The sequence below is a fragment of the Halobacterium jilantaiense genome (genome assembly GCF_900110535.1).
In the GTDB taxonomy this organism is placed as follows: domain Archaea; phylum Halobacteriota; class Halobacteria; order Halobacteriales; family Halobacteriaceae; genus Halobacterium; species Halobacterium jilantaiense.
The window spans coordinates 2577159-2601932 of record NZ_FOJA01000001.1 but is presented as its reverse complement, the minus strand read 5'-3'; the positions used below and the strand labels follow the sequence as shown (position 1 = coordinate 2601932).

Here is a 24774-nt window from a genome sequence, read left to right as displayed (position 1 = left end):
ATGTTCTCGTACGTCACCGAGGACGGTGACGCCAGATAAAGATTCGGCTGCCGTCAGTCGATGACGACGAGCACGTCGCCCATGTCGACGCTGTCGTCCTCGTTGACCGCGACCTGCGTAACGGTGCCGCCGTGGGAGGCGACCACGTCGTTCTCCATCTTCATCGCCTCAAGGACGACGAGTACGTCGCCGGGCTCGACCTCGTCGCCCTCGGAGACGTTCACGTCCAGAATGGTGCCCTGCATCTCGGCCTCGACGGTCTCGCCGTCGCTCTCCACGACCGTCTCGCTGTCGTCGCTGCCGCCCGCGGGCTCGGGGCGCTCGCCGCCGCTGCTCCCGCCGGTCGCGAGCTGGGCCGCGCCGCGCTCCTCGAGGTTGACCTCGAAGCGCTTGCCGTTGACTTCGACCGTGAAGTCGCGTTCGACGACGTCCTCGTCGCTGCCCTCGGAGGTGGTGTCGCCGCCCCACTGCTCCTGCGCGTCGGCGACACGCTCCTCGTCGAGATCCTCGTCGAGGTACTTCGTCGTGTGCGTGCCGCCGACGAACTCGTCGTCCTCCAGCATCAGCCGGTGGAAGGGAACGATAGTCGGGATGCCCTCGATGTCGTACTCGGCGAGCGCGCGCCGGGAGCGCGCCAGGCACTCCTCGCGGTCGCCGCCGTGGACGATGAGCTTCGCGACCATCGAGTCGTAGTCGGTGACGAGGTCGTCGCCCTGCCGGAGCGCGTCGTCGACCCGCACGCCGATGCCGCCCGGCGGGTCGTAGGTCTCCAGTTCACCGCCCGTCGCCGGCGCGAAGTCGTTGGCGGCGTTCTCCGCGTTGATGCGGTACTCGACCGCGTGACCGTCCAGCTCCACGTCGTCCTGCTCGAACGTGAGCTCGTCGTCGGACGCGACCTTGAGCTGCCACTTCACGATGTCGATGCCGGTCAGCTCCTCCGTGACGGTGTGCTCGACCTGGATGCGGGTGTTCACTTCGAGGAAGTAGAAGTCCGTCTCCGGTCCGAGCAGTTCGCCGGGCTCGCGGTCGGGGTCCTCCTCGACGAGGAACTCGAAGGTGCCCGCGTTGTAGTAGCCCGCGGAGTCCGCGCCGCGACGGGCTGCGCGTCCAATCTCCTCCCGGAGTTCGTCGGTGAGCGCGGGGCTCGGCCCCTCCTCGATGACCTTCTGGTGGCGGCGCTGCAGCGAGCAGTCGCGCTCGCCGAGGTGCCGGACGTTCCCGTGGTGGTCGGCGAGAATCTGGACCTCGATGTGTCGGGGGTTCTCCAGATACCGTTCGAGGTAGACGTTCGCGTTGTCGAAGTACGCCTCGCCCTCGCGCTCGGCGGACTCCAGCTGGTCCTCGGCCTCGTCCTCGCTCCGCACGATCTTCATGCCGCGGCCGCCACCGCCGCCCTCGGCCTTGATGGCGATTGGGTAGCCGTGCTCCTCGCCGAACTCGTGAATCTCCTCGACGGACTCCACGGGGTCCGTGGTACCGGGGACGATGGGCACGTCGGCCTCCCGCATCGTCTTCCGAGCGCTGGTCTTCTCGCCGAGCTGGCGCATCGAGTCCGCGGACGGGCCGACCCACGTGACGCCCTCGGTGTCCTCGACCTTGCCGGCGAACTCGGCGTTCTCCGCGAGGAAGCCGTAGCCCGGGTGGATGGCGTCCGCGTCGGCCTGCTTCGCGGCGTCGATGATGCCCTCGTGGTCGAGGTAGGAGTCGGCCGCGCGCGCCGGCCCGACGTTGTACGCCTCGTCCGCGTACCGGACGTGGCCCGCGTGTTTGTCCGCGTCACTGTAGACGGCGACCGTGTCGACACCGAGGTCGTCACAGGCCCGCATCACCCGCACCGCGATTTCGCCGCGGTTCGCGACGAGCACCTTCTCGAACATTCTTGAACGTTCGTTCTTGGGACGCCCTACTCATAGCTTCGGTTCTGGGACGGGCCGCCCCTCGAAGGGGTCACCCGGTGGGGCCGCGGAGTTCTGACATCACCACGGACTCCGCCTTCCGAAGGTGGTCGGAGACCGTCGACGACGCCACCCCGACCTCGGCCGCCACGTCCGCTAGTGTCGCCGCCCGCGGCACGTCGTAGTACCCGAGGTCGACCGCCGCAGCCACGACCTCCCGCTGACGGTCGGTCAGCGGTACCGCCGGCCCCCGACGGCGGTCGTACTCCCCGACCCGCTCGACGGTCGTGTCGACACGTGCCGGGAGTTCCGAGAGGAGCCCCCGCAGATGGTCCGGCTCGCCGACCACCTCGAACACCGCGTCCCCCTCGTCAGTGTAGACGACGGGCGGCACGACGAGCAGCGACGCGTACGCGAACGCCAGCAGCCACTCCCACTCCTCGGCGGTGGGCGTCCCGCGGACGAACGCGTAGAACCAGCCGTCCCCGCCGGTAGTCAGGTCGAAGCCCGCGATGCTGTCGACGTCGGCGATGCGCTTCCGGTAGGGCTCTCGGGCCCCCTCGACGCGGAACAGCACCGCTGGGGCTGCGCCTTCGAAGTTCCACGACCACAGCTCCTCGCGGTGGAGCGCCGGGTGGTCGACGAGGAACTGGTGCATCGGGTGACGGGTGCGCGGCGGGAACGCCAGACGGACGCGCAGGTGCCGCATCGTCGCTCCGTACCGGCGACACTCATAAATAGGCTAGTGTGGACGCGCCAACGCCGATTCGGGGCTCACGCGAAGCCCGCGACGTGAGCGAACCAGCCGACCGCGCGCCACTGGCACCGAAACACAACGGAGTCCCGCTCGTCGGGAGCGCCGTGACGTTCGCCCGGGACCCCTACGAGCTGTACCAACGCCTCGGTGAGACCGGCGACGTCGTTCGGTTCTCGATGGGGACCTACGATATGGCGACTGTCCTCCATCCGGACGGTATCCGACAGGTCCTCGTTGAGGATGACGCCGCCTACGAGAAGCCGGACGGGCCGGGCGTCGACGTCCTCTCGGACGGCCTGCTGTTGACCGACGGCGACCGCTGGCAGCGCCAGCGGAGCCGCCTCCAGCCGCTGTTCTACCGCGAGCGCGTGGCGACCTACGCGGAGACGATGGCGACGTACGCCGCGGCGGCAGCCGACGAGTGGGCGACCAGCGACGCCGTCCCCGTCGAAGATGTCGCGTCCCGGTACACGCTCCGTGTGCTCGGGAAGACGCTGCTCGGCGCTGAGACGGCCGACCAGCACGCAGCGGTCCGGGCCGGGGCGGAGGCAATCCGCGAACGCACGAGCGAGAACCCCGTCGCCGTGTCGGTCCCGGACTGGCTCCCGACGCCCGCGAATCTGCGGTACCGCCGCGGCATCGAACGGTTGGACGGCGTCGTCGAAGAGCTGCTCGCGGACGCCGATGACAGCGGCAAGGACCTCCTCTCGCTTCTGGTCGCTGCCAGCGAGGACGACCCCGACGGCCCCAGCGAGGCCGAGGTCCGGAGCCAGGTGGTGACGTTCCTGTTCGCTGGCCACGAGACGACCGCCACCGCACTGACGTGGGCGCTGTACGAACTCGGTCGGAATCCAGCGGTGGCGAGCCGCCTGCAGGCAGAAGTCGACGCCGTCGTCGACAGCGGGCGCGCGACGCTGGGCGACCTTCCAGCGCTGTCCTACACCGAACAGGTGGTCCGGGAAGTCTTACGGCGGTATCCGCCAGCTTCCGCAGTGTTCCGCGAGACCCGGGAGCCGGTGGTCGTCGACGGTTCCCGGCTCCCCGAGGGAACGTTCGTCACGCTCCCGCAGTTCCACGTTCACATCGACGAGCGCTGGTGGGACGACCCGATGACCTTCGACCCGAGCCGGTGGGACGACATCACCGACCCGCCCGGAGACGGCCGCCCCGAGTACGCCTACTTCCCGTTCGGCGGCGGCCCCCGACACTGCATCGGGATGCGGTTCGCGCGCATGGAGCTACGGCTCGCGCTGGCGACGATAGCGGCTCGGACGACCGTGAACCACGACCACGACGGGGTCGGTGTCGATATTGGCTCCACGACGCGGCCGGAAGAAACTGTCCGGGCGACCTTCGAGACGCGCTAGCGGGAGTCCAGCGTCTGTTCGGCGACTGCTTGCTCCCGACCCTCGTCGCCATCTGTAGTCAGCGTGAGCACCGTTGAGGGAATCCCGCGAACCAACCACGACAGTCGCGAAGAGTGGTCGGCCGAACCAGTCAAGACTGCTCGTGGCGGCCGGTCGCCCACTCGGATTCGAGGAGCCCGAACTCGGCGACGTCAATCCACTCGCCGTCGACGTAGGCGGCACGCCGAGCCGTCCCCTCCCGGGTGAACCCGAGTTTCTCCAGTACTCGCTTCGACGCCGTATTCGACTCGAACGCCGAGGCGTCGACCCGGTGCAGACCGAGTTCGGCGAACGCGTATTCGACAGCGAGTTCGCTGGCCGCAGTCGCATACCCGTTCCCCCACTCTCCGGGAGTCACCCAGTACGCGAGTTCGGCGGCCCGATACACGTCGGCGTTCGGTTGCTCACGGAGCAGGTAGACGAAGCCCACGGGAGTCGTGTCCCGGCAGACGAGCAGCCCGAGCGTGTCGTCGCTCCGCCCCATCGTGCCACCGATTCGTCTCCGTGCCTGCTCCTCGCTCACCGGCGTCTGAACGCTCCGCGACGCTCGAATCTGTGGGTCTTGCTCGTTCTCCCGGAGAAACGAGACGTCTGCGTCCGTCGCTGGACGGAGTGATACGGTATCGCCGTCGAGGAACACTGGGCCGGGCATGACCCCAACAACGACGGACTGCTTCTAAAAGCCCCCTGTCAGAACCGCTCGCGCCGGCCGGCCGCGCTCCAGGCGTCCGTGGGCGCGCCGTCGGGCACGCGAACCGAGCGCCCGCCGAGGCCCTCGACGCGACCGGCGAACGCCCACTTCCGGTCGGTCCACGTCTCCTCGTCGTCTTCGGCCGCTTCTGCGGCGGCAGCGAGCGCCGAGACGTGGCTCTGGACGGCCGCAGCGATGGCAGCCGCCTCCTCGTCGGTTGCGTCCTCGGGAATTGTCAGGTCCATCTCGGCGGGCATTACAGCGGGATGTTGCCGTGTTTCTTGTCCGGGGTGTCCTCGCGCTTGCTCGACAGCATGTCGAGGTCGTCGACGAGCCGCGGTCGGGTCTCGGTCGGCTCGATGACCGCGTCGAGGTAGCCGCGGTCCGCGGCCGTGTAGGGGTTCGCGAACTCCTCGCGGTACTCGTCGATGAGCTCCTGCCGGCGCGCCTCGGTGTCCTCAGCCTCCTCGAGTTCGTCGTCGTAGAGGACGTTCACCGCGCCCTTCGGCCCCATCACCGCGATTTCGGCGGTCGGCCACGCGTAGTTGACGTCCGCGCCGATGTGCTTGCTCGCCATCACGTCGTAGGCACCGCCGTACGCCTTCCGCGTGATAACCGTCATCAGCGGCACGCTCGCCTCGCTGAACGCGTACAGGAGTTTCGCGCCGTGCCGGATGATGCCGTTGTGTTCCTGGTCGGTGCCGGGCAGGAACCCGGGCACGTCCACGAACGTCAGGATGGGGACGTTGAAGGAGTCACAGAAGCGCACGAACCGGCTGGCCTTCTCGGAGGCCGCGATGTCGAGCGTGCCGGCGTTCACGCGGGGCTGGTTCGCGACGATACCGACGGAGCGGCCGTCGAGTCGCGCGAACCCGACGACGATGTTCTTCGCGTAGTTCGCCTGCACCTCGAAGAACGAGCCCTCGTCCGCGACGCTGTCGATGACGTCGGTCATGTCGTAGGGCTTCCGGGGCTGGTCCGGGACGATGGATTCGAGGGCCTCGTCGCGGCGCTCCGGGTCGTCGTAGGGCTCCACCCGCGGCGGGTCTTCGACGTTGTTCTGCGGGAGGTACGAAAGCAGGCGTTTGATGTTGTCCAGTGCCTCCTCCTCGCTGTCGCAAGCGAAGTGCGCGACCCCGGACTCCGAGGAGTGCGTCGTCGCGCCGCCGAGCTCCTCGAAGCCGACCTCCTCGCCGGTCACCGTCTCGATGACGTCGGGACCGGTGATGAACATGTGACTGGTGTCTTTCACCATGAAGACGAAGTCCGTGATGGCCGGCGAGTACACCGCGCCGCCCGCGCACGGCCCCATGATGGCGGAAATCTGTGGGACGACGCCCGAGGCTTTCTCGTTGCGCGTGAAGATTTCGGCGTACCCGCCGAGGGCGTCGACGCCCTCCTGAATGCGGGCCCCCGCGGAGTCGTTCAGGCCGACGACGGGCGCGCCGACCTCCATCGCGCGGTCCATCACCTTCGTCACTTTCTCGGCGAACACCTCGCCGAGGCTCCCGCCGAAGACGGTGAAGTCGTGGGCGAACACGAACGTCGTGCGGCCGTTGACCTCGCCGTAGCCCGTGACGACGCCGTCACCCGGGAGCTGTGTCTCGTCCATGTCGAAGTTCGTGGACCGGTGCGTGCGGAGCTGGTCCAGTTCGTTGAAGGTCCCGTCGTCGAGGAAGTAGTCGATGCGCTCGCGGGCCGTCATCTTCCCCTTCTCGTGCTGGGACTCGATTCGGTCTTCGCCCCCGCCGAGGAGTGCGCGCTCGGTCTTCTCGCGCAGTTCCTCGATGCGCTCTTCCATCGTCATCTGATTGAGAGACGTTTCCGCGACCGACGGCAAAAGGATTCCGAGACGGGGATGGGTCGACCGCCGGTCCAGACCCGTCAGATGACCGAGTCTGCGCGCCGCAGACCGAGGAACGAGGCGAGCGCGACGAGGACGCTGACAACGACGAACACGCGTGTCTGGCTGAACGTGACACCGAGCAGCTCCGTCGACGCGACCGAGACGCCGAGCGCGCCGGCGAGCCCGGAGACGAACGTGAAGATGAGGAAGACCGGAATGAAGACGCCGGCGGCGTACAGCCACGGCGTCCCGAATCGGCTGGCGAACGCCCCCGCGCCGAGTTCGTACTCCGCGACGGCGTCCCGGCCGAGCACCCAGCCCGCGAACAGCAGGAAGCCGACGAGGCCGCCGGTCAACAGGAGGTCGACGATGGTGCTCGCGACGAGGTCGAAGACCCCGGGGTCGAGCGCGCAGACGGAGCCAGTGACCGCGAAGACGCCGACCAGCCCGGCGGTCGCGGTCGGTCGGGAGACGCCGTACTCGTCGACGAGGAAGGAGACCGGAATCTCCAGCATCGAGATGGAGGAAGAGAGCGCGGCGAGCGCGACGACGCCGAAGAACACGGTGCCGACGAGCTGGCCGTAGGGCAGCGACGCGAACGCGCTCGCGAGACCGACGAACAGCGCGCCGGGGCCGCCGTCGCCGACTTCGCCGACGAGCGCGAACATGATGGGGAAGACGACGACGCCGGCGAGCACACCGACGAACGTGTTCAGCACGGCGATGGCGGTGCCGTCGGCGGCGAGCGACCGGTCCTCGCCGAGGTAGGAGGCGTACGTGAGCATCGTGCCAGCGCCCAGCGAGAGCGTGAACAGCGCCTGGCCGGCGGCGACCGGGAGGATGTCGAAGAAGTTCGCTTCGAGCGCGGCGAAGTCCGGGGACAGCAGGAACGTGAGCCCCTCGCCCGCGCCGTCGAGCGTGACGCCCCAGACGGCGAGCGCGACCAGCAGGACGACGATGGCGGGCATCATCACCTTGGTCGCGCTCTCGATGCCGCGTTTGACGCCCCGTAACACGATGAGCGCCGTGATACCGAGGAAGAGGAGGTGGAAGCCCGCGGCTTCGAGCCCGTAGTTCACGGCGTCGAAGTAGCCGCCGGGGTTCGCGAAGTACGCGCCCGTGACGCTCGCGCCGACGTACCGGAGAATCCACCCGCCGACCACGCTGTAGAACGACAGCAGGACGATGGCAGTGACGACGAACACGTGACCGAACGCCGACCACGCCTTCGAGTCGGAGAGCGAGGAGAGCGCGCCGACCGGGTTGCGGCCGGAGCGCCGGCCGATGACGAACTCCGCGAGGAGGCCGGGGACGCCGACCAGGAGGACGACGCCGAGGTAAACGAGGAGGAAGGCCGCACCGCCGTTCTCGCTGGTCATCCAGGGGAACCGCCAGAGGTTCCCCAGCCCCACCGCCGACCCCACGGCGGCGAGGATGAAGCCGAGTCGCGTCTGCCAGGACTCTCGTGTCATTGAGAGCGCGTAGCAAGCCACCCCATTTCAGGGTTACGACCGACGAATCGTCAACTCCCGAATACCACCGCGTTGCGGCCGTGAAGAACCGTTACGGAATTTGGAATCTGTGCTGAATTCTGGATTTCGCTGACGATTCCTAGAGGAAGGGAATCGGGGGTGCCGAGTAGATGTCGGTGACCCCGAGGTACAGCGTCACGAAGACGCCCGCGAGCACGTACGTCCGGACGGACCACAGCCACGCCGTGGCGAACGACCCGCCGTTGCTGGTGCCCTTCTGAATCTCGTCGACGGCCTCCGGGCCGTACACCCAGCCGACGAAGATGACGCCGAGCAGCACGGAAAGCGGCAGCAGGACGCCGTAGGCCAGCGAGTCGAACCAGCCGAGCCACGCGGTGTTCCACGCGGACAGCGTACCGAGCGCGAACAGCGCGCCGCCGAAGCCGAAGGCGGTCGCCGGCCGGCTGTAGCCGTAGTTGTCGACGACGTAGGACGTGACGACTTCGAGGAGGCTGATTGCCGAGGAGAGCGCGGCGACGAGCACGACGCCGAAGAACACGACGCCGAGCGCGCGGCCGGCCATCCCGAGGTCGGCGAACGCCTGCGCGACGGAGACGAACAGCGCGCCGGCACCACCGCCCGCAGCGGCGTCCGGCACGGTGCCGAACTGCACGAACAGCAGCGGGATGACGACGAGGCCGGCGAGCAGGCCGACCGCCGTGTTCAGCACGACGATGAGGCTGCCGTCGGCGAACAGGCTGTCGTCGTCACCGAGGTAGGAGGCGTACGTTATCATTGCGCCCATCCCCAGCGACAGCGAGAAGAACGCCTGACTGACGGCGTACGGAACGATGGTCCCGAGGTTGTCCGCGATGAATCCGAAGTCGGGGGAGAGGTAGAACTCGTAGGCGGCCCCCGCGCCGTCGAGCGTGAACGCGTACACGGCGAGGCCGACGAGCATCACGATGATGGACGGCACCATCAGTTTGGTCGCCTTCTCGATGCCGTCCTCGATGCCGAACGCGACGATGCCGGCAGTGACGGCCATGAAGCCGCCGTGGAAGGCGATTGCCTCCCAGCCCATCGACACGCGGCCGAAGTACTCGGCGGGCGCGGCGAAGTACGCGCCGGTGGCGCTGCCGACGATGTAGCGCGTGACCCAGCCGCCGACGACGCTGTAGTACGAGAGAATCCACAGCCCAGTCAGCAGCCCGAGTGCGCCGACGACCGTCCACGCCGGGTGTTTGAGGCGGTCGAACGCTTCGACCGCGTTGATGTTCGCGCGCCGCCCGACGACGAACTCCCCGAGGATGGCGGGGAGGCCGATGAGGAGCGCGGCGACGAGGTAGACGAACACGAAGGCCGCGCCGCCTTCGGTCGAGGTCTTGAACGGGAACTGCCAGATGTTCCCTAGTCCCACTGCGCTGCCGACGGCGGCCAGAATGAACCCGATTCTGGTCCCCCACGTTTCTCGTTCTGCCATGGTCTACCACGCCGTTCTCCGTGCCCGCTTGAAAAGCCGTTCGGATTGGTAGAGTACAACACGCCAACAGGACACTCGGTTACCGTGTGTCCAGTCCCGGACGGCTATGCGACCGGGAGCGTGACGAGCGTCCAGTGGCGGGGGCGTGTTGTAGCGGAATCGAAAGTCCAGTGCGGAGCGGCGGTGGCGAGTCAGGCCTCGCCGTAGACCGGAATCGCGCCGCCGCTCGTGGGCGGGGTGGCGTCGGTGGAAAGTGCCAGAACGACGCGGGCGATTTCCGCGGGGTCGACCCACGAGTCGTGGTCGGCGTCGGGCAGCATCTCGCGGTTCTGCGGCGTGTCGATGACCGACGGCATGACGGCGTTCGCGCGCACCTCGCCGCGGTTCTCCTCGGCGATGGTCTCCGTGAGGAGGCGGACGCCCGCCTTCGCCGCCCGGTAGGGGCCGTCGCCCTCGCCGCCCTCCAGCGACGCGCGAGCAGAGACGGAGACGATACTGCCGCCGCTGTCCTGGAGGTGCGGGAGCGCGAACTTCGACGCGAGGAACATCGTCTTCAGGTTCACGTCGAACACGGCGTCGAACGTCTCGGCGTCTGTCTCCTCGATGGGGTCGCCGCCCTGCCACATACCCGCGACGTTGCAGAGCGCGTCGAGGCCGCCGTGGGCGTCGACGACGCCCGAGACGACCTGTTCGGCCTGCGTCTCGTCCGTGAGGTCGCCGCGGTAGAACGACACCTCGCCGCGGTCCAGCTCGGTGTCCTCGCTGGGTTCCACCACGTCCGTCCCGCAGACCGTCGCGCCGGCGTCGTCGAACGCCCGGCAGACCTCGCTCCCGAGCGCGCCAGACGCGCCCGTGACCAGTACCACGTCGTCCGAACAGTCGAATTCGGCGTGCATGCAGCTACCAAGGGCCCGCCCCACCGTAAACGTATCCGCGGGCCGACAGAGCCGGTTCGTGACCGTGGAACCATCCGGTTCTAGGCGGTCATAGCGGTTTCCTGTCGGTACCAGCAGGCGTGTCCGGAAACGGAGAACGATGGGCTTTATGCGCGCCCGGGTCGCGTTTTCGAACGCATGAAGCTTCACGAGTACCAGGCGAAGCAAGTCTTCGCCGACGCGGGCATCCCGACCCCGGGGTCGGCGCTCGCCACGACTGCCGACGAGGTAGTAGAGGTCGCTGAGGACCTCGGCTACCCCGTCGCGGTGAAGGCCCAGGTACACGTCGGCGGCCGCGGGAAGGCCGGCGGCATCAAACTGGTCGAGGACGCCGACGAAGCCCGCGAGGCCGCCGAGGACATCCTCGGCATGGACCTCAAGGGCTACACGGTCAACAAGGTCCTCGTCGAGAAGGCCGTCGACTTCACGAACGAACTGTACGTCGGCGTGACGATGGACCGCGGCGAGGGCCAGCCCGTCGTCATGGTCTCGGAGCGCGGCGGCGTGAACATCGAGGAGGTCGCCGAAGAGGACCCCGACGCCATCGCACGCGAGCACGTCGACCCCGCCTTCGGCCTCCACCCGTATCAGGCCCGGAAGGCCGTCTACGACGCCGGCATCCCCCGCGAAGTCGCGGGTGACGTGGCGTCCATCCTCACCACGCTGTACGACCTCTACGAGGACCGCGACGGCAGCGACGTCGAGGTCAATCCGCTGATGGTCACGGCAGACGACGAGGTCATCGCCGCGGACGCCGTGATGAACATCGACGAGGACGCGCTGTTCCGCCAGCCCGAACTCGCCGAGATGGAGGAGGAAGCCGCCGAGGACGACCTCGAAGCCAAGGCCAACGAGTACGGCTTCGACTACGTGCGCCTCGACGGCAACACGGGCATCATCGGCAACGGTGCCGGGCTCGTGATGACGACCCTGGACCTCGTGGACTACTACGGCGGCAAGCCCGCGAACTTCCTGGACATCGGCGGCGGCGCGAAGGCCGAACGCGTCACGAACGCCCTGGACATGGTGTTCAGCGACGAGAACGTCGACAGCGTCGTCTTCAACATCTTCGGGGGTATCACCCGGGGCGACGAAGTCGCGAAGGGCATCAACGCCGCGCTCGAACAGTTCGACGAGATTCCGAAGCCCGTCGTTGTGCGGCTCGCCGGCACGAACGCCGCAGAGGGCCGCGAGATTCTGAACGACGAGCTCGTGACCGTCGAGGAGACCCTCGAGGGCGCTGTGCAGCGCGCCGTCGACTTCGCTGACGAGGAGGGAGACCAATGAGCATTCTAGTCGACGACGACACTCGCGTCGTGGTGCAGGGCATCACGGGCGGGGAAGGCAAGTTCCACGCCGAACAGATGATGGACTACGGGACGAACGTCGTCGCGGGCGCGGTGCCCGGGAAGGGCGGCCAGGAGGTCGCCGGCGTTCCCGTCTACGACACCGTCCACGACGCCGTGGACGAGGAAGACGCCGACGCGTCGGTCATCTTCGTGCCGCCGGCGTTCGCCGGCGACGCCATCTTCGAGGCGCTGGACACGGACCTCGACCTCGCCGTCGCCATCACCGAGGGCATCCCGACCCAGGACATGGCGAAGGTGAACAAGCGCCTGCAGGAGACGGACACCCGCCTCCAGGGCCCGAACTGCCCCGGCATCATCACGCCAGGCGAGGCGAAGCTCGGCATCCTTCCGGGGAACATCTTCTCCGAGGGGAACGTCGGCCTCGTCTCCCGCTCGGGCACCCTCACCTACCAGGTCGTGGACTCGCTCACGCAGCGCGGCATCGGCCAGACGACCGCCATCGGCATCGGCGGCGACCCCATCATCGGGACGGACTTCATCGACGCCCTCGAGCTGTTCGAGGCCGACGAGGAGACCGACGCCGTCGTGATGTGCGGCGAAATCGGCGGCGAAGACGAGGAGGAGGCCGCCGAGTACATCGCCCAGCACATGGACACGCCGGTCGCCGGCTTCATCGCGGGCCGCACCGCGCCGCCGGGCAAGCGCATGGGCCACGCGGGCGCTATCGTCTCCGGCAGCGGCACCGGCACCGCGGAGTCCAAGATCAACGCCCTGAACGACGCGGGCGTCCCCGTCGGCGACACCCCCGAGGAGGTCGCCGACAACATCGAAGACCTGCTGTAGACCGCGCACTCGCGGTCCACCGTTCTGCAATTTCTCGCGCTGGTCGGCTCCGGTAGCGGCTTCGCTGTCCCTCGGCCCCCGAGCGCCCCCGACCACTCGGTTCGGTGACACTAGACTTGCCCGCCGTCGACGGGCAGAAATCACTGAATCACCCCGGCAAAACTGATTCTGGGTTTTCGAGGCGTGAAACCCCAGCATTTCGGCGATTTAATCCGGGTTAATTCGGGCAGAGCCCGGGCGAGCGTCGTCCCGGCTTATGCCCCTGCCACGTCACTGACGAGTCACGATGGCGACCACACCCATGGGGACGGAACGGCAGGAGCGCTGTGAGTCCTGCAGCCGCGACACCCCACACGACGTCCACATCGAACTGCGCGCCGAGAGCGACGACCCCGGCGAGAACGCGGCGTTCTCACGGGAGCCGTACCGGGTGGCGACGTGCCGGCGCTGCGAGACCAGCCGGTCCCGCCGCATGAACGACGCCTGAGGACCGCGACACTCGGCTCGGCCCGGTGCCGAAACTGGTTTGGGGCCGGGTCTAGTCGCGTGAGGTGATGGAGACCACGCACCGCGTGCACGTCGGTGACGCCCGGGAGCTACCCCTCGCCGACGACAGCGTGGACCTCGTGGTCACGTCCCCGCCGTACCCGATGATCGAGATGTGGGACGAGGTCTTCGCCGACCTCGACCGCGAAATCGGGCGTGCGCTGGACGCCGGCGACGGCGAGCGCGCCCACGACCTGATGCACGCGGTCCTCGCCGACGCCTGGCGGGAGGTCGGTCGCGTCCTCCGGCCGGGCGGCATCGCCGTGGTGAACGTCGGTGACGCCACTCGGTCGCTCGGTCGGTTCCGGGTCTACGACAACCACGCCCGGGTCACCGAGGCGTTCGCCGATCTGGGCTTCGACCCGCTGCCGGGCGTACTCTGGCGGAAGCCCGCGAACTCCGCGGCGAAGTTCATGGGCTCCGGGATGGTGCCGCCGAACGCCTACGTCACGCTCGAACACGAACACGTCCTCGTCTTCCGGAACGGCAGCCGCCGCGAGTTCGAGCCGGGGGCCGACCGGCGCTACGAGGCGGCGTACTTCTGGGAGGAGCGCAACGACTGGTTCTCCGACGTCTGGACGGACCTCAACGGCGCGCGGCAGGCGCTGGCCGACCCCGAGTTGCGGGAGCGCTCGGCCGCCTTCCCGCTCGAACTGCCGTATCGTCTCGTGAACATGTACTCCGTCTACGGCGACACCGTCCTCGACCCGTTCTGGGGGACGGGGACGACGAGCCTCGCGGCGGCCGTGGCGGGCCGGAGTTCCGTCGGCGTCGAGACGGACCCGGACCTCGCCGCGGCGTTCGACGACCGCATCCGGGACGCGCCCGGACTCTCCCGTGACCTCGTGGCCGACCGGCTGGCAGCCCACCGCGAGTTCGTCGCCGGGACGGACGCCGACCTCTCGTACGAGTCCGACCACTACGACACGCCGGTGCGCACGAAACAGGAACGAGGACTCCGGCTGTACGAGGTCACAGACGTCGCGGAGCGTGACGACGGCTGGCGGGCGACACACCGACCGTACGACACAGAGGACTGAGAGGTATCGGACTGAACGCCGGCGGCAGTGGACCTAGACCGCGTCCGGCCCCGTCTTCCCGGTGCGAATCTGAACCGCCGACGACACAGGCAGCACGAACACCTTGCCGTCGCCTTTCTCGCCGGTGTGAGCGGCGTCCGCGATGGCGTCGACCACGCGCTGGGTCTCGACGTCCGCGACGACGCACTCGACTTTCGCTTTCTCGTGGAGGTCGACGGTGTACTCCTCGCCGCGCCACTGCTCGGTCTTCACGGGCTGGCTGCCGCGCCCGGAGACCTTCGTCACCGTGAGCGACGGCGCGCCGGCGTTCGCAATCGCCTGCTTGACGTTCGAGAGGACGTCCGGACGGACGTAGGCGACGACCATCTCGATGTCGTCGTCAGTCATCGCTGTCACCCCCGGCGTAGCCGCCGTCGGCGCTCACTGGCTGGCTGTCCGGGCTGCCGCCGCCAGTGAACTCGGGGTAGGCCGCGACGCCGTGTTCGCTGGCGTCGAGGCCGGCTTCCTCCTCCTCGGGGGAGACCCGGAGGCCGAACAGGAGGTCCGCGACCCAGAACGTCGCGCCGCTGCCGACGACCGCCCAGGCACCGATGACGGCGACGCCGACGACCTGCATCGCGAGCTGCGTGGCGGAGAACCCGCTGGTCGCGAACACCGGGATGAGCACTGTGCCGACCGCGCCCGCCATCCCGTGGACGGCGAACACGCCACAGACGTCGTCGACGCGCAGCGCGTCCACGACGAAGCGGTACGTCGGCAGGACGAGCGCGCCGCCGAGCGCGCCGAGGACGATGCCGCCGGCCCAGGTCACGTGCGGGACGGCACCCGTCACGGCGACGAGGCCGGCGAGCAGGCCGTTGGCGGTCCACAGCGGGTCGGGCTTGCCCTGGCGGCGCGCCGAGACGACCATCGCTGCGACCGCGCCGGCCCCCATGCCGAGCGTGGTGTTGAGCGCGACGCGCCCGAGCTGGGCGGACAGCAGCGTGTTGTCAGCGCCGTAGATGGCCGAGGTGCCGACGTTGAAGCCGTACCAGCCGAACGCGAGGATGAGCGTCCCGAGGACGGCCAGCAGCATCGAGTGGCCGGGGATGGGGTGGCTGTCGCCGCTGGCGTCGAAGCGGCCCTCGCGGGGGCCGACGAACCACGCGCCGACGAGGCCGGCGACGCCACCGAGCATGTGAACGACGGTGGCACCCGCGAAGTCGAGGTAGCCCGCGCCGACGACGCGCGCGATGTAGCCGTCGGGGCCGTTGGCGTTCACCGCGAGCAGCCCGCCGCCCCACGTCATCCCGGTGGCGACGGGGTAGACGACGGCGGTCATCACGACCGCGACGAACACGTACGCGGGGAAGTTCATGCGTTCGGCGACGGCACCGGAGACGATGGTGGCGGCGGTCATCGCGAACACCGCGCCGACCAGCCACGTCACCCAGCCGCCGGGGTCGCCGAAGTACGCGAACGGCGTGCCGAGGGCCGCGCCGCTCGTCAGCGACGCGAGGACCGAGGACAGCCCGTAGCCGAGCAGGAAGTACGCGAGCACGCCGACCGTCCAGTCGGTCACGTTCTTCATCAGGACGTTGCCGACGTTCTTCGCGCGGACCTGCCCGCTCTCCAGGAGCGCGAATCCGGGCTGCATGAAGAAGATGAGGAACGCGACCACGAGCGCCCACACCGTGTTGATGCCGTCGGCGACGCCGGCGGGGACCGCCATTCAGGCACCACCCCCGGACCCGGACTGCGGACCGCGATGTTCAACATTCTCCGAAGTTTCCGCTACGTTCGTATCGTTCATTCCAGTAGAAGAGCAAACCAAACATCCACTTATCGCTACTCCTGAAAATCGTAAAGTACTGATACTGCGTTCGGTAGTGTGGGGAATGGTATCGAGGCGTATCAGGTGTATAAGGGAGACGCGCCGGCTGGACCCTGCGGGTCGGGGTGGCCGAGCGAGCATTTTTGCAGGCCCACCGCCTCCGGTAGGCCGAGCCGGCAGCCGACTGGCCCACCCGTGACCGCGAACCCACAGCGACGATGACAGTCGACGACCCCGGGCTCGACACGGCGTTCTACGCCATCGACACCGACGCGTCTCCCGAGGAGTTCCTCGCGGTCGCGCGCGTCTACGCCCGCGAGGTCGTCGAGAACTACGACCTCTCTGTGACGGTCGACGACCTCGACTGGACGGTCAGCAAGCGCGCCCGACGGCGCGCCGGGGCCGTCCGGCACCGCGACGGCGACCCGGAGACGGTCTCGCTCACGTGGAAAGTGTTCACGAACCGCGGCTGGGGCGCGGCCGCGGAGACCGTCCGCCACGAACTCGTCCACGTCCACCTCCTGAACGAACACGGCGACCCGAGCCACGGCGACCGCTTCGAGGCCTGGGCCGAGCGCCTCCAGACCGCGGTGACCTGCGAGCTGTTCGCCGAGCCGAACTACTGGGTGGTCTGTCGGGACTGCGGCAGCCGGATGGCGCGCTACCGGAAGTCGAAGCTCGTGCAGAATCCCGGCGACTACCGGTGTGGCGGCTGCGGCGGCCGCCTCGACGCCCGCGAGGCGAACGATTGACTGCCCGCTCGCGCTACTGTGGTCGCGTTACAGCGGGTAGTCGCGGGGCTCGTGCTGGATGGAGATCCACTTGGTCTCCGTGACCTCGCGGAGGAACGCGTCGCTGTTGTACTCGCCCACGCCGGAGGCCCCGGTGCCGCTGAACGGCACGTGGGCCTCGTCGTTGATGGGCTGGTCGTTGATGTGGACGTTGCCGGTCTCCATGCGCCCGGCGATGTCCTTCGCGACCGAGAGGTCGCCCGCGTGGACGGCCCCCGAGAGTCCGTACTCGGTGTCGTTCGCGATGTCGACGGCCTCGTCGACGGTCGAGAACGGGATGACGGGCGCGATGGGGCCGAAGTGCTCGTTGCAGGCGGCCGCCATGTCGTTGGTCACGCCCGAGAGGACGGTCGGCCGGACGACCAGCGAGTCGTCGACGCCGTCGAGGTCGGCGGTCTCACCGCCGGTTTCGAGGGTCGCGCCGGCGTCGACCGTCTCCTCGACGTAGCCCAGCATCTCGTCGCGCTGGGATTCGTCGATGATGGGGCCGACGACGGTGTCGCCCTCGTGGGCGCTGCCGACCGCGAGTTCCTCGGCGCGCTCGGTGAGCTTCTCGACGTACTCGTCGTAGACGTCCTCGTGGACGATGTGGCGGTTGATGGAGATGCAGACCTGACCCTGGTGGACGAACGAGCCGAACGTCGCGGCGTCGATGGCGCGGTCGACGTCGGCGTCGCTCGCGACGACGAAGGCGTTGTTCCCGCCGAGTTCCATCGCGGGCACGGCGAGGTTCTCGCCGGCGAGCCCCGCGACGTGCTGGCCGACCGACGTGGAGCCGGTGAACGAGACCACGTCGCTCTCGGGGTGGCTGGCGACGCGGTCACCGATGTCCGAGCCCTGGCCGGTGACGACGTTGACGACGCCGTCCGGCAGGTCGGTCTCCTCGAAGAGCTTCGCGAACAGCAGCCCGCCCGTAATCGGGGAGTTCGAGGACGGCTTCAGGACGACGCTGTTGCCGGCGGCGATAGCTGGCAGCACCGCGCGGGCGCTGAGGTTCAGGGGGAAGTTCCACGGCGAGATGACCGTGACGACACCCTTCGGGCCGCGCTCGACGAGGTTCTCCTTGCCGGGGATGTTGGACTCGGCGTGCTCGCCTTTCATGCGTCGCGGCAGCGTCGCCGCCTCGCTGGCGTGGTCGGAGGCGATCTGGATGGAGGTCTCGCCCATGACGCGGGAGCCGCCGACCTCGTGGGCGAGCAGGTCGATGACGTCCTCGCTGTGCTCGTCGAGCGCGTGCAGGAACTGCTGGACGACGGCGGCCCGCTGCGCGGGCGGGGCCTCGGCCCACTCGGCCTGGGCCTCGGCGGCCGCCTCGTAAGCGGCGTCCACGTCGGCCTCCGTCGCCGCGGCCACCTCCGTGACCACCTCGCGCGTCGACGGGTCCTCGTTCGGGATGGTCTCGGTGCTCTCGCCGGTGGTCCACTCGCCGCCGACGTACAGTTCGCTCCAGTCCGCGTCGATGGAGAAGCCCTCTGGCATACGTTTTACCAGACGGTAGAACGACGGATAAGGCGGCTGGATGGAGAGAGTGACGCCGGTTCGCTCTCCGGAGTCGGCGACGCCCGCGCGAACCACGAGTGTTTTACCGCGCGGTAAGCGAACGTCCGTATGGTCAGCGACGCCCCGCGCAGTCCCGACGGCCCCGTCCCCGGTGAGCGAGTCAGACACGGCACCGGCGTCCACTCGACGCGAGCGTTCCCCACGCAGGGGTTCCCGGGCCACCTCGACCCGTTCGTGCTGTTCGAGCGCTTCTACATCGACCCCGAGGACGGCTTCCCGATGCACCCCCACCGCGGGTTCGAAATCGTCTCCTACATGCTCAACGGCGGCATGGACCACGAGGACTCGCTCGGCGTCGCGAACACCGCCCGCGAGGGCGACGCCATGCGCATCACCACGGGCGAGGGGATTCGCCACTCCGAGTTCCCCGCCGACGGCCGCGCGTGCAACGGCCTCCAACTCTGGGTGAATCTCCCCCGCGACCGGAAGGACGCCGACCCAGACTACGTGGACGCGAGCGCCAGCGACCTCCCCACTTCCGACCGCGGCGGCGCGACCGTGACGACCGTCGTCGGCGAGGACTCCCCGCTCTCGCTCCACACGCCGATGGAGTACCTCGACGCGTCCGTGACCGACGCCTGGGAGTGGACCGTCCCCGACGGCTGGTCCGGCTTCCTGTTCGGCGTCGACGGCGAGGGCACGGTCGAAGAGAGCGCGTTCGGCGTGGGCGACGTGGCCGCCTTCGCTGACGGGGGCACGGCGCAACTCCGGAGCGACTCGGGGCTCCGGGTGGTCGCCGTGGCCGGCGAGCCACACGACCAGCCCATCCAGCAGCGCGGCCCGTTCGTGCTCTGACGGCGGGACCGACCGACTCGGCGAGATTTTTCCAATCGGTAAAATACTTCTTGCCGGGCGTACTCGACACGGACGTGACTGACGTAGCAGTCGTCGGCGGCGGCCCCGCCGGCCTGACAGCGGCACAGTACGCGGCCAAGAACGACCTCGACACCGTTCTCTTCGACACGGACGAGTCCTGGATGCACAAGGCCCACCTCTTCAACTACCCCGCGGTGCGCTCCATCAGCGGCGACGAGTTCCTCACCGTCGCCCGCGGCCAGGCGCGCTCCCGCGGCGCTGACCTCCAGGACGCCGAAGTCACCGCCGTCGAAGAAACCGAGGACGGCTTCGTCGTGACGACCGACGACGGCGACGAGTACGACGCGGAGTACGTCGTGCTCGCCACCGGTGGCGACCGCAGCCTCGCCGCGGACCTCGGCTGCGCGTTCACCGACGAGGACGTCGTCGACGTGAACGTCGACATGGAGACCAGCGTCGACGGCGTCTACGCCACCGGCGCGATGGGCCGCGCCGAGAAGTGGCAGGCCGTCATCGCCGCGGGCGACGGAGCCGCCGCCGTCCTCGACATCCTCTCGACGGAGAAAGGCGAGTACTACCACGACTTCGACATGCCGTCGGACGTCCCCGAGCTCTAATCGGCGGACTACATCGGCTTCTCACGGTCGTTGCGTCGGTAACGAACACGCGACGGCGACCGGGCGACCTCGTCAGCGACGAGCGAGCCGACACGGAACGTCGGGTGCCCCGTACACTCAACCGGGCGGGAGACGAACGCGACGGTATGGAGTTCGTCACACAGGCCGGCGACGACGTCCCGGCCATCGGCCTCGGGACCTGGCAGATGGAGACCGAAACCGCCTATCGCGCGGTTTCCACAGCCCTCGACCTCGGGTATCGCCACGTCGACACGGCACAGCTCTACGAGAACGAGGCCGGTGTCGGCCGCGCTATCGAGGACGCCGACGTCGAACGCGACGAGGTGTTCCTCACCACGAAGGTCGACCCGTCCAACCGGACGATCACCGACATCGTCGCGTCCGTCCGCGAGAGCCTCCGGCGGCTCCGCGTCGACCACGTGGACCTCCTGCTCATCCACTGGCCGCATCCCCTCGCCGAACTCGATACCGTCATGCGAGGGCTCGACGCGGCCCGCGACGAGGGATTGACTCGACACATCGGCGTGAGCAACTTCGGGAGAGACCGCCTCGACCGCGCGCGAGACCGCTCGGACGCCCCCATCTTCACCGACCAGGTGCTGTTCCATCCGTGGTGGCCGCAGCGCGACCTGCTCGCGTACTGCCAGCGCGAGGGCGTGACGCTCACCGGCTACAGTCCGCTGGCGAACGGCGCGCTCGTCGACGACGACACGCTCGCCGAGATCGGCCGCCGCTACGGGAAGAGCCCCGCGCAGGTCGCGCTCCGCTGGGCGACCCAGCACGAAAACGTCCTCACGATTCCCATGTCCACGTCGCGCGGACATCTCGCCCAGAACCTCGATAGCTTCGGCTTCCGGCTCACTCGCGACGAACACGACCGAATCACCGCCCCCTCCACCCTCCGGACGGGCTGGGCGATGACGAAAAGCCAGCTCGGAATCTGACCGTCTCGCACCCGGCACCAGTCACGGCCACCAGCCCGACTCACCGTGACCGGAACCCCGACAACCCTGCACTCGGTGGGTCTCGGTGCTACCACTCCCAGAACGACCGAGTGAACAGCACCAGCACGGGAATCACTTCGAGTCTGCCGAGCCACATCAGCAGTATCATGTGGAGTTTCGTCGTCGCCGGGAACGCGAGATAGCTCCCGAACGGTCCGAGCAGGCCGAACCCGGGACCGATGTTTCCGATGGTTGCGATGCTCGCGCTGAGCGCCTCGAGGGTCGTCAGGTCGAGTCCCACGCGACTCGCGTCGAGTGCGATACCCACGGCGGACACCCCGAAGATGAACAGGTAGAGGAACGTGAACGCGAAGACGCTTCTGACGACGTCCTCGTCGATGACGCGCCCACCGAGACGAACCGGCTCCACGACGTCCGGGTAGACCGTCGTCGAGAGCTGTCTCCGGGCGGCCTTGAGGACGACCAGCCACCGAATCACCTTGATGCCGCCACCGGTCGAGCCTGCCGACCCACCGATGAACATCACGCCCAACAACAGCACTTGCGCCCACTCGCTCCACTGCGCGAAGTCGCTCGTGGCGAACCCCGTCGAGTTGAGGAGCGTGACGGTCTGGAACAGCGCCTGCCGGAGTGAGTTCTCGGGGACACCCAGCGTGACGCCCCCCAGTTCCAGCGGCGGCGCAGCCCCGGTGAACAGCAGCCCCCACAGGAGCACCGCGATACCGACGATGGCACCGATGTACCCCTGGAACTCCCGGTTCCGGAACACCTCGACGTACTGCCCGCGCAGGACGAAGTAGAAGAGCGCGAAGTTCGTCCCCGCGACGACGATGAACGGAATGACGAGCCACTGGACGGCCGGCGTAAACGCCGCGATGCTCTCGGCCTGCGGGGAGAACCCGCCCGTCGGAAGCGTCGTGAATCCGTGGGCGACCGCGTTGTACAGGTTCATCTCGGGCGCGAGTCCGAGCCAGTGGAGGCTGTACAGCAGACCGATGCACACGACCGTGAACCCGGCGTAGACGAGCCAGAGGATGCGCGCGGTCTCGGAGATTTTCGGGGTCAGCTTCTGCAGCTCCGGTCCGGGGGCCTCGGCGTCGATGAGTTGCGCGCCGTTGACTGCCAGTTCGGGGAGAATCGCGACCATGAGTACGATGATTCCCATGCCCCCGAGCCACTGTGTCAGCTGCCGGTACATCAACAGCGCGTGGGAGTGCCGCTCGAACGATATCTCGCCGAGCACGGTCGCCCCTGTCGTCGTGAATCCCGAGGTCGATTCGAACAGCGCGTTGACGAGCGAGTGGAGCAGGGCGGTCGGCGAATCGAGAGCGAGGCCCACTGTCGATTGTGTGCCCACGCCGGCGAGCAGGTACGGGATTGTCCCGACGGCGGAGACGCCGACCCAGGCGAGCGTGACGAACAGGAGGGCTTCCTCTAGCCCGAGTTCGGCGTCACCGTCGACCCGTTCGAGCGCGAGTCCGAGCGCGGCCGTCGCCGCGATAGACACGAGAAACACCAGAATGTCGTCTCGGTACACGAGGGCGACGAACAGGGGGACTGCGAGTGTCACTGCGAAGTACTTCAGCACCGTGCCGACGAGCGCGACACTCTGTCGCCAGTTCACGTTCACCTGCATTCAGCGACCCCACCCCCGGGAACCGGAACGACGCCCCGACACGTCGCCGACTCGCGTGGTTCGGCGTCGGTTTCTGGAGCGATTCATAGGCGGGCAATCGTCTCTTCGACGACGTCACTGTCCGCGAGTATCACGGCGTGATCTCCGGTCTCTATCACGGTGTCACCCCGCGGCACGAGGAAACTCCCGTTTCGCGTAATCGCGCCCACGACGACGCCCTCCGGGAGGTCACCGACCGACTCCCTGATCGGTCGCCCCGTGAGGACGCTGTCCCTGTCGATCCGAATCTCGATCACCTGCGCCTGATTGTCTTCCAACAGGGCGACGTTCTGCGTGTCCTGGTCGCGAACGAATTCGATAATCTCCGTGGCCGTCGCTCGGCGCGGATTCACGGCGACGTCGACGCCGGCCGCTTCGAACAGATCGACGTACTCACCGTGGTCCACGATGGCGACCGACCGGTCTGCTCCCCGCCGCTGGGCCCGCAAGGCAGCCAACAAGTTCTCCTCACTGTCGTGGTCGAGGGCTGCGACGACGACATCGACGTCTGTCATCCGTTCGCTCTCCAGAAAGTCCCGGTCGGTCGGATCCCTGTTTCGAACCGTGGTGGTGGACAGCCGTTCGGCGAGCTCCCTGGCGCGGTCAGCGTTCGCCGCCACGAGATGGGGACGGAGGCCGCGCTCCTCCAGCAGCCGGGCCGTGTGGTAGCCGACATCACTTCCCCCGATGACCAGGACGTTCTTCGCGTCGGGCTCCCTGGAAGCCAGTTCGGCTCCGAACGCGTGTACCGACTGCGGCGGCCCCACGACGACCACGTCGTCTCCAGCCTGAATACGCGTCTCGCCGGTCGGGACGATGGTCGTTCCGCCTCGAAGAATCGCAGCGAACGTGAGCCCATCGAACTGGTCGGCCTCACGTACCGATTGGTCCACGAGCGGGCTGTCGGCACCGACTTCGAACTCGGCCATCTGGACCATCCCGCCGGCGAACACGTCGAAGTTGCGTGCGGCCGACAGACCGGTCCCGCCGGCGGCGGCGGCGACGGTCAACAGGTTCGTTCCGACCATGAAATCGACGTCAAAGACGTTCTCGGCCTGGTCCCAGGTGTCGATGTATTTCACGTCCTTGACCCGGGCGACTGTCGTCACGTCGGCGAGAGCCTTCGCCGTAGCGCACGTGAGGATGTTGATCTCGTCACTGTCGGTGCTCGCAATGAGGATGTCGGCGTCCTCGATGCCGGCCTCTCGGAGCGTGTCGATGGCCGAACTGTCGCCGGTGACCGTGAGGACGTCGAGGTCGTAGCTGAGCCTGTCGATTCGTTCGGCATCGGTGTCGATCAGTACGACGTCGTGGTCCGCATCGAGTTCCGCTGCAACCCTGGTTCCCACCTGACCAGCGCCGGCAATTATCACCCGCATTCCCGTATCTGACCGGATATTTCCCTCCGGTGGATTTGGTTCCTCCGATGAACGTGGCAGAAGGTCACCGCTCACTGTCCAGGCATACTGAGGCAATTCCAGCCGTGATTTCGCATCTAGCACAGACCAAACCAGCCATCAATCACCGATTGCGTTCCGCCGTGCCGGTGGGCACCGGACGCGAATCTCGGGGTCCACTCCCGCTCGTCAGCCCGGCGGAGTATCGAGACCCGCAACACGCCCACCGGTCGCCAACGTCACGCGTACCGACTGGCGGCGGGAGGACCGTGGCCGCAGCAGAGTCCGTGAGGAGACCACGTTCTTACACACCATCATCACGCACACGCTACGCGGTGCTCGGTGGCGTGAGTACAGTAGTAGTGGGTCGGGGCAGAGTTGAACCGAAGCCAGACGTGCTCGCTTCGCTGCGCGCGACTGGCAGGATTCAACTCCTTCCGACCGCATACACCCGCGAACGACGCGAGCGACCAGCGTGTCGCTCGCGGTCGTTGCTTCGGTAGAAGTGGGTCGGGGCGGAGTTGAACCGCCGACCTGCTCCGTGTGAAGGAGCCGTCATAACCGGACTAGACCACCGACCCGGACACCAGTTGGTACCCGGAGGCCGGCATTAAGACTTGCGTTTCCCTAGGTGCGTTGGCGGACGCGGCGAACCGCCTGTCGGGCCTCCTGTTCGGCGGAGCTGGCGCGCTGACGCACGCGTTCGCGCGTGGTCGGGTCGCGCTCGGCTTCGCGGCCGGTCAGCGAGCGCGCGCGGTCCTCGACTGGCTGGAGTTCCGTTCGGAGGCCGGTGGCAGCCTCTTCGGCGGCGCGTCGGACGTAGTACGCTGCGTCGGTAAAGTGTCGGTTCATACCCAACAGAAGTCGGCAGAGTACTTGGCGCTGTCGCCAGTGC

22 protein-coding genes, 1 tRNA gene and 1 pseudogene are annotated in these 24774 nt (G+C 68.0%); 9 read left to right on the top strand and 15 right to left on the bottom strand.

The features are described from left to right. Positions 1 to 53: 53 nt before the first annotated feature. Positions 54 to 1877: an acetyl-CoA carboxylase biotin carboxylase subunit gene (locus tag BMW35_RS13570; protein WP_089670076.1), complete on the bottom strand. Its 1824-nt coding sequence runs from the start codon at positions 1875 to 1877 to the stop codon at positions 54 to 56. A 70-nt stretch (positions 1878 to 1947) separates the two neighbouring features. Continuing rightward, complete coding sequence (locus BMW35_RS13565) at positions 1948 to 2604, bottom strand: helix-turn-helix domain-containing protein (RefSeq protein ID WP_089670075.1); 657 nt, start codon at positions 2602 to 2604, stop codon at positions 1948 to 1950. Positions 2605 to 2687: 83 nt separating this feature from the next. Here BMW35_RS13565 and BMW35_RS13560 point away from each other — a divergent pair, with 83 nt between their 5' ends. Continuing rightward, on the top strand, positions 2688 to 4019 hold the full coding sequence (locus BMW35_RS13560; RefSeq protein WP_177170847.1) for a cytochrome P450: 1332 nt from the start codon (positions 2688 to 2690) through the stop codon (positions 4017 to 4019). Positions 4020 to 4149: 130 nt separating this feature from the next. On the opposite strand, the gene BMW35_RS13555 is transcribed toward BMW35_RS13560, so the two are convergent. The 6 genes and pseudogenes from BMW35_RS13555 to BMW35_RS13530 all read right to left on the bottom strand — a co-directional run bounded on the left by BMW35_RS13555 (position 4150) and on the right by BMW35_RS13530 (position 10446). After that, positions 4150 to 4710 carry a GNAT family N-acetyltransferase gene (locus BMW35_RS13555; RefSeq protein ID WP_089670073.1) on the bottom strand — a complete coding sequence of 187 codons (561 nt, stop codon included), beginning with the start codon at positions 4708 to 4710 and terminating at the stop codon, positions 4150 to 4152. A 38-nt stretch (positions 4711 to 4748) separates the two neighbouring features. Then, positions 4749 to 4979: pseudogene (locus BMW35_RS13550) on the bottom strand (acc operon protein); the annotation flags it as partial. 26 nt (positions 4980 to 5005) lie between these two features. Then, entirely contained in the window at positions 5006 to 6550 is a 1545-nt protein-coding gene (locus tag BMW35_RS13545) for an acyl-CoA carboxylase subunit beta (protein WP_089670434.1), read from the bottom strand. A gap of 83 nt (positions 6551 to 6633) precedes the next feature. Continuing rightward, complete coding sequence (locus BMW35_RS13540; RefSeq protein WP_089670071.1) at positions 6634 to 8067, bottom strand: sodium-dependent transporter; 1434 nt, start codon at positions 8065 to 8067, stop codon at positions 6634 to 6636. A 139-nt stretch (positions 8068 to 8206) separates the two neighbouring features. Then, on the bottom strand, positions 8207 to 9550 hold the full coding sequence (locus BMW35_RS13535; protein ID WP_089670070.1) for a sodium-dependent transporter: 1344 nt from the start codon (positions 9548 to 9550) through the stop codon (positions 8207 to 8209). A 191-nt stretch (positions 9551 to 9741) separates the two neighbouring features. Next, positions 9742 to 10446, bottom strand: coding sequence for an SDR family oxidoreductase (locus BMW35_RS13530; protein ID WP_089670069.1), 705 nt, complete (start codon positions 10444 to 10446; stop codon positions 9742 to 9744). A gap of 177 nt (positions 10447 to 10623) precedes the next feature. Between BMW35_RS13530 and sucC the strand changes: the two genes are divergently transcribed. The 4 genes from sucC (at position 10624) to BMW35_RS13510 (ending at position 14224) form a co-directional block, all read left to right on the top strand. Next, the gene (sucC, locus tag BMW35_RS13525) at positions 10624 to 11772 is read left to right on the top strand and encodes an ADP-forming succinate--CoA ligase subunit beta (RefSeq protein WP_089670068.1); all 1149 of its coding nucleotides are present in this window, start codon (positions 10624 to 10626) and stop codon (positions 11770 to 11772) included. Beyond that, the gene (gene sucD, locus BMW35_RS13520) at positions 11769 to 12638 is read left to right on the top strand and encodes a succinate--CoA ligase subunit alpha (RefSeq protein ID WP_089670067.1); all 870 of its coding nucleotides are present in this window, start codon (positions 11769 to 11771) and stop codon (positions 12636 to 12638) included. The genes sucC and sucD overlap by 4 nt, the downstream gene beginning before the upstream one ends. A 286-nt stretch (positions 12639 to 12924) precedes the next feature. After that, entirely contained in the window at positions 12925 to 13125 is a 201-nt protein-coding gene (locus BMW35_RS13515; RefSeq protein WP_089670066.1) for a DUF7835 family putative zinc beta-ribbon protein, read from the top strand. 67 nt (positions 13126 to 13192) lie between these two features. After that, a complete protein-coding gene (locus BMW35_RS13510) occupies positions 13193 to 14224 on the top strand; it encodes a DNA-methyltransferase (RefSeq protein WP_089670065.1) in 1032 nt (343 codons plus the stop codon). 33 nt (positions 14225 to 14257) lie between these two features. Here BMW35_RS13510 and BMW35_RS13505 read toward each other — a convergent pair whose 3' ends face one another. After that, positions 14258 to 14611: a nitrogen regulatory protein GlnK1 gene (locus BMW35_RS13505; protein WP_089670064.1), complete on the bottom strand. Its 354-nt coding sequence runs from the start codon at positions 14609 to 14611 to the stop codon at positions 14258 to 14260. Then, positions 14604 to 15935 (bottom strand): ammonium transporter, encoded by a 1332-nt coding sequence (locus BMW35_RS13500; RefSeq protein WP_089670063.1) that lies wholly within the window; start codon positions 15933 to 15935, stop codon positions 14604 to 14606. The genes BMW35_RS13505 and BMW35_RS13500 overlap by 8 nt, the downstream gene beginning before the upstream one ends. Before the next feature lie 320 nt (positions 15936 to 16255). On the opposite strand from BMW35_RS13500, the gene BMW35_RS13495 reads away from it, so the two are divergent. Beyond that, positions 16256 to 16789, top strand: coding sequence for a SprT-like domain-containing protein (locus BMW35_RS13495; RefSeq protein WP_089670062.1), 534 nt, complete (start codon positions 16256 to 16258; stop codon positions 16787 to 16789). 27 nt (positions 16790 to 16816) lie between these two features. On the opposite strand, the gene BMW35_RS13490 is transcribed toward BMW35_RS13495, so the two are convergent. Further along, a complete protein-coding gene (locus BMW35_RS13490) occupies positions 16817 to 18307 on the bottom strand; it encodes an aldehyde dehydrogenase family protein (protein ID WP_089670061.1) in 1491 nt (496 codons plus the stop codon). Positions 18308 to 18436: 129 nt separating this feature from the next. Between BMW35_RS13490 and BMW35_RS13485 the strand changes: the two genes are divergently transcribed. The 3 genes from BMW35_RS13485 (at position 18437) to BMW35_RS13475 (ending at position 20786) form a co-directional block, all read left to right on the top strand. Beyond that, positions 18437 to 19183 (top strand): pirin family protein, encoded by a 747-nt coding sequence (locus tag BMW35_RS13485; protein ID WP_089670060.1) that lies wholly within the window; start codon positions 18437 to 18439, stop codon positions 19181 to 19183. 74 nt (positions 19184 to 19257) lie between these two features. Next, positions 19258 to 19821, top strand: a complete 564-nt coding sequence (locus tag BMW35_RS13480; RefSeq protein ID WP_089670433.1) for an NAD(P)/FAD-dependent oxidoreductase — start codon at positions 19258 to 19260, stop codon at positions 19819 to 19821. Positions 19822 to 19967: 146 nt separating this feature from the next. Beyond that, positions 19968 to 20786: an aldo/keto reductase gene (locus BMW35_RS13475; RefSeq protein ID WP_089670059.1), complete on the top strand. Its 819-nt coding sequence runs from the start codon at positions 19968 to 19970 to the stop codon at positions 20784 to 20786. Positions 20787 to 20874: 88 nt separating this feature from the next. Here BMW35_RS13475 and BMW35_RS13470 read toward each other — a convergent pair whose 3' ends face one another. The 4 genes from BMW35_RS13470 to BMW35_RS13455 all read right to left on the bottom strand — a co-directional run bounded on the left by BMW35_RS13470 (position 20875) and on the right by BMW35_RS13455 (position 24731). Then, positions 20875 to 22443, bottom strand: coding sequence for a TrkH family potassium uptake protein (locus tag BMW35_RS13470; RefSeq protein ID WP_089670058.1), 1569 nt, complete (start codon positions 22441 to 22443; stop codon positions 20875 to 20877). Positions 22444 to 22526: 83 nt separating this feature from the next. Beyond that, positions 22527 to 23861 carry a Trk system potassium transporter TrkA gene (gene trkA, locus BMW35_RS13465; protein ID WP_089670057.1) on the bottom strand — a complete coding sequence of 445 codons (1335 nt, stop codon included), beginning with the start codon at positions 23859 to 23861 and terminating at the stop codon, positions 22527 to 22529. Between the two features lie 524 nt (positions 23862 to 24385). Further along, positions 24386 to 24460, bottom strand: a tRNA-Val gene (locus BMW35_RS13460). A gap of 46 nt (positions 24461 to 24506) precedes the next feature. Further along, entirely contained in the window at positions 24507 to 24731 is a 225-nt protein-coding gene (locus BMW35_RS13455; protein ID WP_089670056.1) for a DUF7553 family protein, read from the bottom strand. Between the last annotated feature and the right edge of the window lie 43 nt (positions 24732 to 24774).

Bases quoted from the DNA above. Each gene is read 5' to 3' on its own strand.
- BMW35_RS13570 (WP_089670076.1), bottom strand. From the start codon at position 1,877: ATGTTCGAGAAGGTGCTCGTCGCGAACCGCGGCGAAATCGCGGTGCGG.
- BMW35_RS13565 (WP_089670075.1), bottom strand. From the start codon at position 2,604: ATGCGGCACCTGCGCGTCCGTCTGGCGTTCCCGCCGCGCACCCGTCAC.
- BMW35_RS13555 (WP_089670073.1), bottom strand. From the start codon at position 4,710: ATGCCCGGCCCAGTGTTCCTCGACGGCGATACCGTATCACTCCGTCCA.
- BMW35_RS13545 (WP_089670434.1), bottom strand. From the start codon at position 6,550: ATGGAAGAGCGCATCGAGGAACTGCGCGAGAAGACCGAGCGCGCACTC.
- BMW35_RS13540 (WP_089670071.1), bottom strand. From the start codon at position 8,067: ATGACACGAGAGTCCTGGCAGACGCGACTCGGCTTCATCCTCGCCGCC.
- BMW35_RS13535 (WP_089670070.1), bottom strand. From the start codon at position 9,550: ATGGCAGAACGAGAAACGTGGGGGACCAGAATCGGGTTCATTCTGGCC.
- BMW35_RS13530 (WP_089670069.1), bottom strand. From the start codon at position 10,446: ATGCACGCCGAATTCGACTGTTCGGACGACGTGGTACTGGTCACGGGC.
- sucC (WP_089670068.1), top strand. From the start codon at position 10,624: ATGAAGCTTCACGAGTACCAGGCGAAGCAAGTCTTCGCCGACGCGGGC.
- sucD (WP_089670067.1), top strand. From the start codon at position 11,769: ATGAGCATTCTAGTCGACGACGACACTCGCGTCGTGGTGCAGGGCATC.
- BMW35_RS13515 (WP_089670066.1), top strand. From the start codon at position 12,925: ATGGCGACCACACCCATGGGGACGGAACGGCAGGAGCGCTGTGAGTCC.
- BMW35_RS13510 (WP_089670065.1), top strand. From the start codon at position 13,193: ATGGAGACCACGCACCGCGTGCACGTCGGTGACGCCCGGGAGCTACCC.
- BMW35_RS13505 (WP_089670064.1), bottom strand. From the start codon at position 14,611: ATGACTGACGACGACATCGAGATGGTCGTCGCCTACGTCCGTCCGGAC.
- BMW35_RS13500 (WP_089670063.1), bottom strand. From the start codon at position 15,935: ATGGCGGTCCCCGCCGGCGTCGCCGACGGCATCAACACGGTGTGGGCG.
- BMW35_RS13495 (WP_089670062.1), top strand. From the start codon at position 16,256: ATGACAGTCGACGACCCCGGGCTCGACACGGCGTTCTACGCCATCGAC.
- BMW35_RS13490 (WP_089670061.1), bottom strand. From the start codon at position 18,307: ATGCCAGAGGGCTTCTCCATCGACGCGGACTGGAGCGAACTGTACGTC.
- BMW35_RS13485 (WP_089670060.1), top strand. From the start codon at position 18,437: ATGGTCAGCGACGCCCCGCGCAGTCCCGACGGCCCCGTCCCCGGTGAG.
- BMW35_RS13475 (WP_089670059.1), top strand. From the start codon at position 19,968: ATGGAGTTCGTCACACAGGCCGGCGACGACGTCCCGGCCATCGGCCTC.
- BMW35_RS13470 (WP_089670058.1), bottom strand. From the start codon at position 22,443: ATGCAGGTGAACGTGAACTGGCGACAGAGTGTCGCGCTCGTCGGCACG.
- trkA (WP_089670057.1), bottom strand. From the start codon at position 23,861: ATGCGGGTGATAATTGCCGGCGCTGGTCAGGTGGGAACCAGGGTTGCA.
- BMW35_RS13455 (WP_089670056.1), bottom strand. From the start codon at position 24,731: ATGAACCGACACTTTACCGACGCAGCGTACTACGTCCGACGCGCCGCC.